The organism is Staphylococcus sp. HMSC62B09, from assembly GCF_001839115.1.
In the GTDB taxonomy this organism is placed as follows: domain Bacteria; phylum Bacillota; class Bacilli; order Staphylococcales; family Staphylococcaceae; genus Staphylococcus; species Staphylococcus haemolyticus.
Window position 1 is genome coordinate 41696 of sequence record NZ_KV840080.1, and the last position, 12930, is coordinate 54625.

Here is a 12930-nt window from a genome sequence, read left to right on the forward strand (position 1 = left end):
AAGCTTAGACTGGTATAACACAATTAAAATATATTATGATTGCAATTATAATTGAAATTAACCAAGAATTTAAAGACTTAAATATAAGTGTCATATATATTTGACGATATTGGCATTATATCGTTATGATGAATAATATGGGATGTTGAAAGAAGTGTGGAGATATGAATAAAGTTAAAATTTATCGTGGTGCAAAGAAGATTTCGCAATTAGAACTTGCACGATCAGTTGGAGTATCACGTCAAACCATTAACATGATAGAGAATGATAAGTATAATCCGTCATTAAAATTATGTATTAATATAGCTAAGACGCTAGGTGTTACTTTGAATGATTTATTCTGGGAGGTAGAGAATGACTAAAAATGATGAAGCTTTGCAAGTAGAAAAAATTACATTGCAAGCTAAACTTGGCATTTTAAGTTTAAATTTCTTATGTGCTATCATTGCTTTTGCAATGTTTAACGACTTGCAACGGCAATTTCTTTCACCATTTTTTATCGGTAGTTTATTACTTTTAATTGTTATTGTTTGTAAATTAACAATTCATTCAGAAACAGTTGATGATATTCATATTTATGTACATGACTTTAGCGATAAATCAAAACTAAATCGTCATTCTAAATTAAAAAGAATTGTTTATCTTATTCTGTGGATAGTTTATTTGGTTCTCATCGCTAACATAGTAACACCGAACATTAATCATACAAGTAACTATGAATGGGTGTTTGAACCGAGTTGGCTTATTTTAGGAGTAGGTGTAGTTGTTGCATTATGTATGTTTGATGATAAGCGAATTAAATATACAGAAATGGATACACCTATCATAGAGAATTGTGGTGCGTCACCTAAAGGTGTAATAAATTTACTCCCAAATTATAGATATGCAGATGAACAACAGAAATTAGTCATATTAAAAGTACATGCGACTAATTTTATTTGGATAACAATCGGATTAACTATTGTGTGTATCATTGATATATTCATCGAATTAATCATGCAACAAATGCCATTGGTTGCTTTTATTACAACCATATGCATTGTCGTTGAATTATTGATTCTCAAACTTAAAAACAAACAAATTCGCAGCACACTTCATGAATAAAAGTGTTACGCAAACGCTGTCTATTAAAAATTTTAATAGATAGCGTTTTCATTTTTTAATTTATATAAAATCTATGGAATATTAATAAAAAAAGTGTAACAATATGTATGTGAAAAAGTCAGTGCTTAAAATTTAAATAGATAAAGGTATCATTGCATTGATACAATGAGGATAACTTTATTACAAGTTGGAGGTCATTTCAATGCTCTATTCAATCTTTATCTTTTTATTAGCAGGTCTCTGTGAAATTGGTGGTGGCTATCTAATTTGGTTGTGGTTAAGGGAAGGACAATCAAGTTGGTTGGGATTTATAGGTGGCGTTATATTAATGATGTATGGTGTCATTGCAACGTTCCAGTCGTTTCCAACTTTCGGTCGTGTTTATGCTGCTTATGGTGGCGTGTTTATTGTAATGAGTTTAATTTGGGCATATATTGTCGATAAACAAGCACCTGATAAGTACGATTTAATTGGAGCATGCATCTGTATTATTGGTGTATGCGTTATGATATTACCGAGCAGAACCTGATTAAGCGTGTTTAAGAGGGAGACGTAAGTAATGATAGTTGAAGTAGAAAAGCAAAGACATGGTATTGACTTAATTAAAATTGACAACGATGAAACCAATATTGTGTTCACAAATTTCGGTGCACGCATCGTATCATGGAAGTACCATGATAACAACGTTGTATTAGGCAATAGAGTTGAAGCGGATGAGTTTTATCCATCAAATCCGTATCATTTTGGTGCTACTATCGGTCGTTATGCTGGACGTATTGGAAATGCCAAATTTCATTTGAACGATGAGGAATATCAATTAGAAGCTAATAATAATGTACATCACCTTCATGGTGGTAGTAATGGTTTAGATAAAAGACTTTTTAATTACGACATTCAAGATAATATCACGAATATTAAGGTTACTTTTACAGTTCAACTAAAGTCAATGGAAGATGGGTATCCAGGGGATATGACTATTAAAGTGATACATACTTATGACGTCGAACACCGTTGGACAGTAGAATATGAAGCACAGACAAATCAAGATACATTATTTAATCCAACTAATCATGTTTATTTTAATTTGAATAGAGACAATAATGTTATAGATAATCATAAAATTAAGAGTGAGCAATTAAATATGTATCCAATTGATCGAAACAACCTTATTGAGAATACTAATTCAATTGATTTGTTAGCTATCTTTAAAACAAATAGTATATCTTTTAGTGATATTTTTAACTCTGATAATGAACTACTTAAAGAGCAAATTGGTTCTAGAAATGGATTAGATCACCCTTTTGATGTTGGAAATCAACAATTTTTCATTGAAAATGATGAGTTTCAATTAGATGTTACATCATCTATGCCGAACGTTGTCATTTATACATTTAATGATACGAAAGATTGGGATAGTGATTTTAATATTTATAAAGCACACTCAGGTATATCTCTAGAAACACAATTTTTACCTAATGATATTAATTTGTATGGTAATAAAGCAAACTCTATTTTAAAAGCTAACGAGCATTTTTATTCTAAAACAACTTATCATATATCAGAAAAATAAAATTAAAAAAGCATCAAAGCGGGTACATCGTCATTATGATTTACCCGCTTTATCCTATGCTAAATAGAATTTATTTCATTGCATTATCATATAACTTTTGTAATTTAGCTAAACGCATTTCAGATAAATATGGATTTTGTAGCGCATACTTCAGTCGAGATACATTTTTACGATCATTATAGTAAATATCATTAAGCTCTTGTACAGAAAGTCGAGTTGCTTCATCTGCCAACTGAATTAATTCTAAATCATCATCTTGAGCTACATATCCTTCTTGTAACACTCGAAAATAGAAGCCTGTTTTTCCACTAGTAGACATTCTTTTAACTAAGTCTTTTATACCGTACTTTGTTTGAATTTTCCAACAAGGTTCTCTTATTTCAGATACCTCTAAAATTGCTTCACCTAAACGATATTGATTTCCAAAGAACACGTCTGATTCATCTAAATTTTCCAAAGTTAAATTTTCACCAAACATTGCGTAATCAGGAAGCGTATTTAAATCATTTCTATACATTTGATAATGAGATTTGCTAAAACAGCATACTGCTTTATGTGGACCACCATGGTCTTTATATGCCTGTTCATCTTCAACAAATCCAGTTCTTGATAACCACATTGTTTCAGAAATAGGAGATTTATTCAAAGCAGACAACATTTCTCTCTTTTGACCGTAATCTAATTGTTTAATTTGTCCTACTGAAATTGCACATACTGAAATCATATTTATGCCCCCTTAGTTAAGGTGTTAAGAAAAATTATATTATATTAATAATTAAAACATAAGACAAATGATAAAATAATTTCCAATATTGAACTAGGTATTTGTATGATCGTCATGTAAAATAATGAGTGAGTATATTTGAAAAGGGGTCACAGTTAAATGAAAGATTCTAAAGAACTTAAAATCATGACAGTAGATGATGCTGTAGCTCAAATTGAAGATGATATGGTGCTAGGAATTGGAACGGGTAGTACTATTGAATTGCTTATTCCAAAGCTCGCTGAAAGAATTCACAAAGAACAATTAAATATTACTGGCGTGTGTACTTCTAATAAAAGTGCATTTATTGCAAAAAAACTAGATATTAATGTTGTTGATATCAATGATGTTGGTCATGTTAATTTAGCAATTGATGGTGCTGATGAAGTGGATGCTAATCTCAATTTAATTAAAGGCGGTGGTGGAGCGCTATTTCGCGAAAAAGTAATAGATGAAATGGCTCATCGTTTTGTAGTTTTAGTAGATGAAAGCAAGCTCGTAAATTACTTAGGTGAAAGTTTCAAACTGCCAGTAGAGGTAGATAAGTTCAATTGGTTCCATATCGCTAAAAAAATTGAAGCTTATGATGATGTTATTACCGAACGTCGAATGAGTGATGATGTTCCATTTATAACGGATAATGGCAATTACATTTTAGATTGTCAGTTAAATAAACAGATTGACCCATATCAATTTCATGAGTATTTAATTCATCTAACAGGTGTCATAGAAACTGGATATTTTTTAAATATAACTGATCAAGTTATAGTAGGTACACAAAATGGCGTTAAATTCATAAAAAAATCTAACTTAAATAAATAAAAATAAGCCAGAAAATGAACTTAGAAAAATTCATTTTCTGGCTATTTGTATGTGCACTTAGCCTTCAAAAGAAGGCGTAATATAAGCTTTACTTCTCAGTTTTATGACTAGATGTATCACTCATTTGATCTATTTCATCCTTAGCATCATCAACTACAGATGAACGTCTATCTTCTTTATAAGATGTGTTGTCTTTAAGTTTTTCATTTGAAGAATCAGTTTGATTCTCAGACTGTGATTTATGTTCAACATGATCTTCATTAAGTTGACTCTCAGTGAAGCTGTCTTTTTTATCGTTAAGTTCATGATCTTCAGACTTTGTTTTATTTGAAGTAGATGTATCGTCATCATTCATATGGTCTAAATAATTATTAGGTTCAACATCATCAAGTGAACGATTAGTTGTTTTATAAACAATAAATCTAATAATTAAACTTAAAATGATAAAGACAATGCCCACTAACGTCGTACTTAATGCGATAACTTTCATTGAGAATAGGTCGCCAGTTTCTTCACTAAATAAAAATACTTGTGCAAATGACATTGTTGCATGGAATACGAGAGCGATATATATCGTACGTCCTTTAGTTGCACGTATGAGTTCACCAATAATAATTGAGAACATGAAAGTATAAAGGAAATGGTATCCCGCATATTCCATTCCATATGTCGTATTAGCAGCCCATATAGAATAAATTAAACCGACAATGATTGAAGCGAAAAATGTATTAACTTTATTTTCTACAATATTTTGTAAATAAGAACGGAATCCAAACTCCGCAAAAAATGCAATTAAAATATGACCAATAATAATTGTAGGAACTGATACAGATAAATCAGTTGCTTGTAATAAAATAAAACTATCGGCAAATGTGTTAAAACTAAACATGCCAATCATGAAAATAACTAGCGGTAAAATCAATGCTAGTAATATACGTTCAATGACTCTAATATCAACTGAAAATTTTAATCCAGCTAATTGAGTACGTTTATCTTTAAATGCAATAATACAAACAATTGCTGCGATAAACGGTGCAAGATCAGTAATATCAAATACAAAACGTTTAATACCTACTGATGCTTGAAAATCTCGTAGGATTAATGATAGCGCCATCGTGACAACGAAGAATATGAAGATAGTTAACGCCCATTGAAATCCTGATATACGATTCGTCTTCATTTATGTAACCTCCATTAGGGTAACCGTAAAAACTCTTTCTTTAATATTATACATATTACAAGGCCATAAATAAATTGTCCATTTTAAATATCATTAAAATGTAATAGTCTTGAATTATTTTTATATGATTGAAAACAATTTTTAATGTCTTAAATTAATTTGAAAAGGGTAATCATAAATATAAAGAAAGGGTAATGATAAATCTCGTTATGATGTAAGATAATGCTATAGAGTAAATAAATAGGGGGCAATATAATGTATACACAGGGTAATCCAAAACTATGGACTGGTCGTTTAGATAGTGAAACAGATCCTAAACAGTTTAGACATTTTCAAACAGTAAAGTTCGCTAATTTGGAAAATATGGAAAACGTAAGTGATAAGACAGGTGTTGGTCTCTTAGGATATGCCGTTGATAAAGGTGTTGAAAATAATAAAGGTAGAATTGGATCAAGAAAGGGACCAGATATCATAAAACATGAATTCGCGAAACTTCCAGATTTAAGTGAGTGTGAAATGTTGATTGATTACGGTAATGTTGAACATACAAGTAATCATCTTAGAGAAACGCAACAAGAGATGGCTCAATTGTCTGCTAAAGTTATTAAGCAACATAAACAGGCTTTTTTAATTGGAGGTGGTCATGATATTGCATATGCACAATATTTGGCTACTAGAGAAGTCTATTCAGATGCTTCAATTGGAATTATCAATATTGATGCTCATTTTGACACACGTCCTGATGAGCCACCTACATCCGGCACTATGTTCCGAGAAATTTTAGATAATGATGAAAATGTCGATTATCTAGTTTTAGGCTTGGCTCAAGGTGGTAATACACGTGCGTTATATGATTATGCAAAAGATAATAATATTATTTATGTGTATGCGGACGAACTTTTACATCAAGTGTCACCGACCATTAAAGATAAAATAGAAAGATTTATTCATGACCATGATACGATTATGTTTACCATATGTATGGATGTTATTGACAGTGCGTTTGCGCCTGGTGTAAGTTCACCTAGTGTATTAGGATTATATCCTCATTCCGTATTTGAAATAAGTAAGCGTGTAATATTAAGCGATAAGGTATCATCAATTAGTATTGCAGAAACTAACCCAGACTATGATGTTGATAATCGTACGTCAAAGTTAGCGGCGAATTTAATTCACCATTTCCTAGTTTAAAAAGTAGAATTAAATTGTCGTATATGACTCTGAAATTAGAAGATAACGATAATCTTTAAAATTAAATTCAAACATGAATGAGTAGAACATTGAATTCGCGTTGAATTCTGTTCTACTTTTTTAATTACTTTTAATTGAAAGAAAAGTTTGACAATTATGTTACGATATAAATAATTAGGAAGGTAATGGAAGGTGATGAAGCAGTTAAGTTATAAGCAGCAATGGCTTGGAGATATCTCGTAAAATATAATGGCAGGTATCTTAATGGGTTTAGCACTACTCCCTGTAGCTATAGCCTTCTCGTTTATTGTTCATATCAGTCCTACGATAGGGTTAATGAGTTGTGGATTAATGATGTTATTCATTAGCTTTCTTGGAGAACGAATAAGTATGGTGTCTGGACCAAGTAGTGGTATTTCGATAGTAGATGCACCACTAGTAGAACAATACAATATTCATTACTTAATTATGGCCACGCTTATAATGGGCATCATTCTAATTATCTTTGGCGTGTGTCACATAGATAAGATCCTTAATCGTATTCCAGATACTGTTGTTATTGGATTTATGAATGCATTGGGCATTCTATTACTTACAACGCAAATAAATTATATTTTTGGTATAACTACTGCGACTTATTTATCTTCAACATTTATTCGATTTATGCCAGCTCCGCATATAGCTATAAGCGTCGTGACTTTAGCAAGTTAGTTCTTAAACCGAATGTTCAATTAGTCCACGATTTAGCAGAAATTCGACTTACCTTTCCTAAAATTTCTGTTTATACAGAACTTTTAAATATACATGCATTAAGTATTATTACTTTATATGCATTAACCATGTCTATTATCTCCGTAGTACAAACAAATCTTACAAATGAAATGATGGATGTAATTACACAAAGTCACTCCAATAAAGACCGAGAAGTTATTGGTCAAGGGTTAGCTAATTTGTTTGTCGGGTTATTAGGTGGATATGGTTCAAGCGCCTTAGTAGGTCAATCAAAATTTAATTTTAAAATGGGTGCTACTACGCGATTAGCCACATTCGTTATAGGATTATTTCTTTTCTCATGCGTCATTATTTTAGGTACGATTGTAGGTTTTATTCCTATGGCAGTATTGGCTTCGGTATTAATTACAATATCAATGAATACATTTGATAGACGTATGTTTAAACATTTAAAAGAAGCACCTATAAAGCATAGTATCGTAATGTTCATAACGATTATTTTAATATTAATGTCACACAATTTAGTTATAGGTGTCGTTATAGGCACACTTATTTATTATGTCGTTCACTTTATTTTTACAAAGAAAGGAAGACCATCGCTATGACAACTTACAATGATTTTGTTAAATGGAGACGAACATTTCACAAATTTCCTGAAGTATCTCAGAAAGAATATGAAACAACTAAGCGATTAAAACGTATATTACAAACTTATGATATAAAAATAATAGATTATCCTTTAGAAACAGGGCTTATAGCTGAAATAGGACATGGTGAACCTTGTATTGCTGTTCGTACAGACATAGATGCTTTACCAATTACAGAGCAAGTTGAACATGAATTCACCTCAACAAATGAAGGTGTGATGCATGCGTGTGGTCATGATATTCATATGGCAAGTATTCTAGCTATTGCTACAAATTTAAAAGAACAAGAAGATAAACTTAAAGGTCGCGTGAAATTTATATTTCAACCTGCAGAAGAAACGGGATATGGTGCCAAAGCGATTGCAGAGACAGATGTATTAGACGATGTTAAAGCGATATTAGGTTTCCATAATTATCCAACTTTAAATATTGGAGAATTTGCAATTAAATCTGGACCAATTACTTCGGCAGTAGACCGTTTTGAATTTAAAATTCACGGTAAAGGTGCACATGCTGCTAAGCCAGAACAAGGTAATGATCCAGTCATGGTACTTGGTCAATTAATAACAAGTTTACAAACGATTGTAAGTCGAAATATATCAGCTTTTGATAGTGCTGTAGTAACTATTGGAGAAGTATCGTCTGGGAATACATGGAATGTGATTGCTGACCAAGCATATGTCCAAGGTACAGTGCGATCATTTAAGCCAGAGGTTCAAAATTATATAGAACAACGATTTAAAGAAATTGCTAAAGGATTAGAGACATTGTTCAATGTCGATATAGAAGTTATATATACTAAGCTGCCAGGAACAGTTTTTAATGATGAATACTTAACTGACCAAGCTAAGAAAGCTGCTCAAAAAGTAGGTTATCAAATCATAGAATTAGAGACACCCTATACTATTGGCGAAGATTTTTCTGGTTTACTAGCTAACCATCCAGGGGTATTTGCGTTTATTGGTTCTAATAGTAAATACGATTTACATCATCCAAAGTTTGATCCAGATGAGCGTATACTTGAGAAAGTTCCTGAGTACTTTATAACGTTGATTTATCAATTGCTTGACGACACAGCATTTAATGAATAATCAATGTTTCATTTAAGAGTTTGATTTGTGTAGCTATATTACAATTTTTGAAATGTGATTTAAAAAGCATGATGAACGGGTAAACAGACACTAAACATGTTTTAGGAGATGAGTAAATAATGGGTGCACAAGATCCAAGAACAAAATTTAAAACATCTGATTATGAAAAACAAGAACAAGAACTACCTGGACTTCAATCTGAACTAACACCACAACCTGACTGTGGTGAAACATCGTATGAAGGTCATAACCGATTGTTAGATTATAAAATGCTTGTAACAGGGGGAGACTCAGCAATAGGACGTGCAGCAGCGATTGCATATGCCAAAGAAGGGGCAGACGTTGCAATTAACTATCTTCCAAGTGAAGAACAAGATGCTCAAGAAGTTAAAGCTGTCATTGAAAAAGCAGGACGTAAAGCTATATTAATACCTGGAGATATTCGTGATGAACAATTTAACTATGATTTAGTTGAACAAGCGTATAAAGAATTAGGTGGTTTAGACAATGTGACATTAGTAGCAGGCCATCAACAGTATCACGATAAATTAGAAGAGTTCGATACACAATCTTTTAAAGAAACGTTTGAAACAAACGTATATCCAGTATTCTGGACAGTTCAAAAAGCATTGGATTATTTACAACCTGGTGCGTCAATCACTACAACATCATCCGTTCAAGGTTATAATCCAAATCCATTGATTCATGATTATGCAGCATCAAAAGCAGCGATTATTTCATTAACAAAAAGTTTCTCTGAGCAATTAGGGGAGCAGGGTATTCGCGTTAATTGTGTAGCACCTGGTCCATTTTGGTCTCCACTTCAAATAACAGGTGGTCAACCACAATCAGCGATTCCTCAATTTGGTCAAGATACGCCATTAGGTAGAGCCGGTCAACCTGTAGAGCTTTCAGGCACATATGTATTACTTGCTTCAGAGGATTCAAGTTATACGACTGGTCAAGTTTTTGGCGTCACAGGTGGCATCCAAATCAATTAAATATCTCAAAGTATAAATCCAACGCAAGGGTTTCAATAAAGACTCTTGCGTTTTTGTATTGATAGGAGTGGATTACAGTGAAACACATTGATCCTAATCAACTATCAGATATCCAAAATTATAAACTATTAAGTGGTTCAATCATACCAAGGCCAATAGCATTTGTTACATCTTCTGATATCGAAGGACATGTAAATGCTGCGCCATTTAGTTTTTTTAATATAGTTAATAATGCGCCACCTATGATTGCTATTTCGGCACAGAGAGCAGGAGGAAAGCGTAAAGATACGGCAATTAATATAGAAAACGTCCAATCATTTGTTGTGCATGTTACAGATGAAGATAATGTTGAGGAAATTAATAAGACCGCTGCATCTATCAATCCTAAAGATAATGAACTTGATTTAACAGAACTCAATACCATCTCATCTGATGTGATTGATATTCCAGCTATAAAAGAAGCTAAAATTAGATTTGAATGTCAACTTGAACAAATGATTTTATTAGGCTCTGAAGATGATGGTGCTGATTTAATTATTGGAAAAATTGTTAAGTACCACATACAAGATGATGTGTATTTTGGTGATAGTAAAATTGATGCGAAACAATTAAAACCAGTAGCCCGTTTAGCAGGTAATGATTACGCTAAATTAGGTGAGCAATTTACAATTGAGCGTCCAACTAATTGATGATTAAGACATTATCTATAGCTTTAATATGTAATTTTCATAAAACTTTATTGACGTTATGACAGTAATCTTGTAACTTTAATAATAAAATTATTTTTAAAAAGGAAAGTAGGTTTAGTATGGAGGAACAGAGAAAGGGCAATGCATGGGCGTTACTTCCATTAGTATTATTTATTGCATTGTTTTTAGGTGTAGGTACCATTACAGGTGATTTCACTAATATGCCTTTAAATGTAGCTATCATGATTACTGTTATTGTTGCTTTAATAATGAATAGGAAAGAAACATTTGCTAACAAAGTTGAAGTGTTTACAAAAGGAGCAGGTCATTCCAATATCATTTTAATGGTATTTATATTTATATTGGCTGGTGCTTTCTCAACTACCACTGAAAAAATGGGTGGTGTTGAATCAACAGTAAATTTAGGTTTATCATTGATACCTCAAAATTTAATCATCGTTGGATTATTTGTAATTTGTATGTTTGTGTCAATTTCAATGGGTACCTCTGTAGGTACAGTTGCTGCATTAGCACCTGTTGGATTTGGATTTGCACAGGCAACTGATATTCCAGCAGCGTTAGCAATGGGTACTGTTGTAGGTGGTGCTATGTTTGGCGATAATTTATCGATGATTTCAGATACTACCATAGCTGCTGTTCGAACTCAAAAAACAAGAATGAAAGATAAATTTAAAGTGAATTTTTGGATTGTACTACCTGGAGCAATATTAACAATTATTGTCTTATTCTTCCTTACTAACGGTATCTCAATAGATCACTCTAAAAGCTATGACTATAATTTAATTAAGGTAATCCCTTATGTACTAGTATTAGTATTAGCACTCGTAGGGGTAAATGTAATCATTGTGTTAATCGGTGGTACGTTATTATCTGGTACTATTGGCTTATTTGATGGTTCTTTTGGTTGGAAAGGATTACTAAATGCAGTATCACAGGGTATTATAGGTTTGGAAGATATTGCAATCATAGCAGTGTTAATTGGTGGTTTAGTTGGAATTATTCAGCATAATGGTGGAATTGAATGGTTATTAAATTTTGTTCGTTCTAAAGTTACAACTAAACGTGGTGCTGAATTTGGTATTGCTGGTTTAGTGAGCGCAGCTGACATTGCAACAGCTAATAATACAATTTCAATTATTATGTCAGGTCCATTAGCAAAAAATATTGCAGATGAATATGGTGTTGATCCACGTAAATCTGCAAGTTTATTAGATATATTTGCAGGGTGCTTTCAAGGCTTTTTACCTTATAGCCCACAAGTGATAGCTGCAGCTGGCGTTGCAAGTATATCACCATTTAGTGTAATGCCTTACTGCATTTATTCATTTTTATTAGGGATATGCGGTATTATAGCTATTATATTAAGATACCCTCGTGTTAAAGCTAAATCTTAAAGTAAAGACAAATAACAATAATAGACTTATAATTAGCATGTTTAATAAGAAAAATTAAAATAATAAAACATTTTAATAGTTCAAAGTTTGGAACTGTATTGAAATGCGTTAAAATAGATATAAGAGTGAAAGTAGGTGAAACAAGTGGCAAAGTATAATGTTGAGAATGAACATGTTGAAATTCATATCGAACGTTTATTAAAATACTCACCAGAATTAGTATATCAAGCTTGGACGGATGCTGACTTATTAAAACAGTGGTTTATGACATCTCAACGTACGAATAAGTCAATTGATGTAGATATGACTGAAGGTGGCTCATATCGCATAGTTGATTCACGTAATGGACGACAAAATATTATTCAAGGTACGTATCAAGAACTCGTTGACAATGAGTATATAAAAATGACAATTGGTATGCCTGAATTAAGTAATCAAGAGGATGTCATTGAAGTTGAATTTGAAGAGCGTGAAAACGGTGGCACACAAATGTTTTTCTTTTATCAGTCATTAGTTGAACGTGAACGACGCTTAACAACATTAGAATATAAACAAAAGAAAAAGGAATATCACGATTCTACTGTTCACGGTTTAGAATTGATGTTTGATAAAATGCATCAAATACTTGAACAATATGTAGAAGACAATAATCTATTAAAATAAAAACTTAGGACTTTGCGTGAATTCACGTAGCAGTCTAAACTGAGAAAATTTGATATCAATAT

The 12930-nt window shown here is 32.0% G+C and carries 15 protein-coding genes; 13 read left to right on the forward strand and 2 right to left on the reverse strand.

The window, feature by feature from the left end; translation table 11 throughout:
- The first annotated feature begins 164 nt into the window (after positions 1-164).
- The 4 genes from HMPREF3265_RS00270 to HMPREF3265_RS00285 all read left to right on the forward strand — a co-directional run bounded on the left by HMPREF3265_RS00270 (position 165) and on the right by HMPREF3265_RS00285 (position 2674).
- On the forward strand, positions 165-362 hold the full coding sequence (locus HMPREF3265_RS00270) for a helix-turn-helix transcriptional regulator (protein ID WP_053025218.1): 198 nt from the start codon (positions 165-167) through the stop codon (positions 360-362).
- The gene (locus HMPREF3265_RS00275) at positions 355-1104 is read left to right on the forward strand and encodes a hypothetical protein (RefSeq protein WP_070860828.1); all 750 of its coding nucleotides are present in this window, start codon (positions 355-357) and stop codon (positions 1102-1104) included. Before HMPREF3265_RS00270 ends, HMPREF3265_RS00275 begins: the two co-directional genes overlap by 8 nt.
- A gap of 202 nt (positions 1105-1306) precedes the next feature.
- Positions 1307-1633, forward strand: a complete 327-nt coding sequence (locus tag HMPREF3265_RS00280) for a YnfA family protein (RefSeq protein WP_011275042.1) — start codon at positions 1307-1309, stop codon at positions 1631-1633.
- A 30-nt stretch (positions 1634-1663) separates the two neighbouring features.
- Complete coding sequence (locus HMPREF3265_RS00285; RefSeq protein ID WP_053025221.1) at positions 1664-2674, forward strand: aldose epimerase family protein; 1011 nt, start codon at positions 1664-1666, stop codon at positions 2672-2674.
- 70 nt (positions 2675-2744) lie between these two features.
- On the opposite strand, the gene HMPREF3265_RS00290 is transcribed toward HMPREF3265_RS00285, so the two are convergent.
- Positions 2745-3398: an MOSC domain-containing protein gene (locus HMPREF3265_RS00290; protein ID WP_070860829.1), complete on the reverse strand. Its 654-nt coding sequence runs from the start codon at positions 3396-3398 to the stop codon at positions 2745-2747.
- A 159-nt stretch (positions 3399-3557) separates the two neighbouring features.
- Here HMPREF3265_RS00290 and HMPREF3265_RS00295 point away from each other — a divergent pair, with 159 nt between their 5' ends.
- On the forward strand, positions 3558-4259 hold the full coding sequence (locus HMPREF3265_RS00295) for a ribose 5-phosphate isomerase A (protein ID WP_070860830.1): 702 nt from the start codon (positions 3558-3560) through the stop codon (positions 4257-4259).
- An 88-nt stretch (positions 4260-4347) separates the two neighbouring features.
- On the opposite strand, the gene HMPREF3265_RS00300 is transcribed toward HMPREF3265_RS00295, so the two are convergent.
- Positions 4348-5439: a peptidoglycan release complex CPBP-like subunit SdpC gene (locus HMPREF3265_RS00300; RefSeq protein ID WP_070860831.1), complete on the reverse strand. Its 1092-nt coding sequence runs from the start codon at positions 5437-5439 to the stop codon at positions 4348-4350.
- 255 nt (positions 5440-5694) lie between these two features.
- On the opposite strand from HMPREF3265_RS00300, the gene hutG reads away from it, so the two are divergent.
- The 8 genes from hutG to HMPREF3265_RS00335 all read left to right on the forward strand — a co-directional run bounded on the left by hutG (position 5695) and on the right by HMPREF3265_RS00335 (position 12868).
- Complete coding sequence (gene hutG / locus HMPREF3265_RS00305; RefSeq protein ID WP_037535874.1) at positions 5695-6630, forward strand: formimidoylglutamase; 936 nt, start codon at positions 5695-5697, stop codon at positions 6628-6630.
- Between the two features lie 264 nt (positions 6631-6894).
- A complete protein-coding gene (locus tag HMPREF3265_RS12755; RefSeq protein ID WP_256323901.1) occupies positions 6895-7341 on the forward strand; it encodes a SulP family inorganic anion transporter in 447 nt (148 codons plus the stop codon).
- A complete protein-coding gene (locus tag HMPREF3265_RS12760) occupies positions 7290-7967 on the forward strand; it encodes a SulP family inorganic anion transporter (protein WP_256323904.1) in 678 nt (225 codons plus the stop codon). The genes HMPREF3265_RS12755 and HMPREF3265_RS12760 overlap by 52 nt, the downstream gene beginning before the upstream one ends.
- Entirely contained in the window at positions 7964-9100 is a 1137-nt protein-coding gene (locus HMPREF3265_RS00315) for an amidohydrolase (protein WP_053025224.1), read from the forward strand. The genes HMPREF3265_RS12760 and HMPREF3265_RS00315 overlap by 4 nt, the downstream gene beginning before the upstream one ends.
- Before the next feature lie 119 nt (positions 9101-9219).
- A complete protein-coding gene (locus tag HMPREF3265_RS00320; protein WP_053021399.1) occupies positions 9220-10101 on the forward strand; it encodes an SDR family oxidoreductase in 882 nt (293 codons plus the stop codon).
- Between the two features lie 77 nt (positions 10102-10178).
- Positions 10179-10790 carry a flavin reductase family protein gene (locus tag HMPREF3265_RS00325; protein ID WP_053021398.1) on the forward strand — a complete coding sequence of 204 codons (612 nt, stop codon included), beginning with the start codon at positions 10179-10181 and terminating at the stop codon, positions 10788-10790.
- Positions 10791-10909: 119 nt separating this feature from the next.
- Positions 10910-12205, forward strand: a complete 1296-nt coding sequence (locus HMPREF3265_RS00330; protein ID WP_070860832.1) for a Na+/H+ antiporter NhaC family protein — start codon at positions 10910-10912, stop codon at positions 12203-12205.
- 144 nt (positions 12206-12349) lie between these two features.
- Positions 12350-12868 carry an SRPBCC family protein gene (locus HMPREF3265_RS00335; protein WP_053021518.1) on the forward strand — a complete coding sequence of 173 codons (519 nt, stop codon included), beginning with the start codon at positions 12350-12352 and terminating at the stop codon, positions 12866-12868.
- Positions 12869-12930: the final 62 nt, after the last annotated feature.

Excerpts from the sequence above, each read along its gene's own strand:
- HMPREF3265_RS00295 (WP_070860830.1), top strand. The coding sequence starts at position 3,558 with ATGAAAGATTCTAAAGAACTTAAAATCATGACAGTAGATGATGCTGTA.
- hutG (WP_037535874.1), top strand. The coding sequence starts at position 5,695 with ATGTATACACAGGGTAATCCAAAACTATGGACTGGTCGTTTAGATAGT.
- HMPREF3265_RS00330 (WP_070860832.1), top strand. The coding sequence starts at position 10,910 with ATGGAGGAACAGAGAAAGGGCAATGCATGGGCGTTACTTCCATTAGTA.
- HMPREF3265_RS00315 (WP_053025224.1), top strand. The coding sequence starts at position 7,964 with ATGACAACTTACAATGATTTTGTTAAATGGAGACGAACATTTCACAAA.
- HMPREF3265_RS00300 (WP_070860831.1), bottom strand. The coding sequence starts at position 5,439 with ATGAAGACGAATCGTATATCAGGATTTCAATGGGCGTTAACTATCTTC.
- HMPREF3265_RS00285 (WP_053025221.1), top strand. The coding sequence starts at position 1,664 with ATGATAGTTGAAGTAGAAAAGCAAAGACATGGTATTGACTTAATTAAA.
- HMPREF3265_RS00280 (WP_011275042.1), top strand. The coding sequence starts at position 1,307 with ATGCTCTATTCAATCTTTATCTTTTTATTAGCAGGTCTCTGTGAAATT.
- HMPREF3265_RS00290 (WP_070860829.1), bottom strand. The coding sequence starts at position 3,398 with ATGATTTCAGTATGTGCAATTTCAGTAGGACAAATTAAACAATTAGAT.
- HMPREF3265_RS00270 (WP_053025218.1), top strand. The coding sequence starts at position 165 with ATGAATAAAGTTAAAATTTATCGTGGTGCAAAGAAGATTTCGCAATTA.
- HMPREF3265_RS00320 (WP_053021399.1), top strand. The coding sequence starts at position 9,220 with ATGGGTGCACAAGATCCAAGAACAAAATTTAAAACATCTGATTATGAA.
- HMPREF3265_RS12755 (WP_256323901.1), top strand. The coding sequence starts at position 6,895 with ATGGGTTTAGCACTACTCCCTGTAGCTATAGCCTTCTCGTTTATTGTT.
- HMPREF3265_RS00275 (WP_070860828.1), top strand. The coding sequence starts at position 355 with ATGACTAAAAATGATGAAGCTTTGCAAGTAGAAAAAATTACATTGCAA.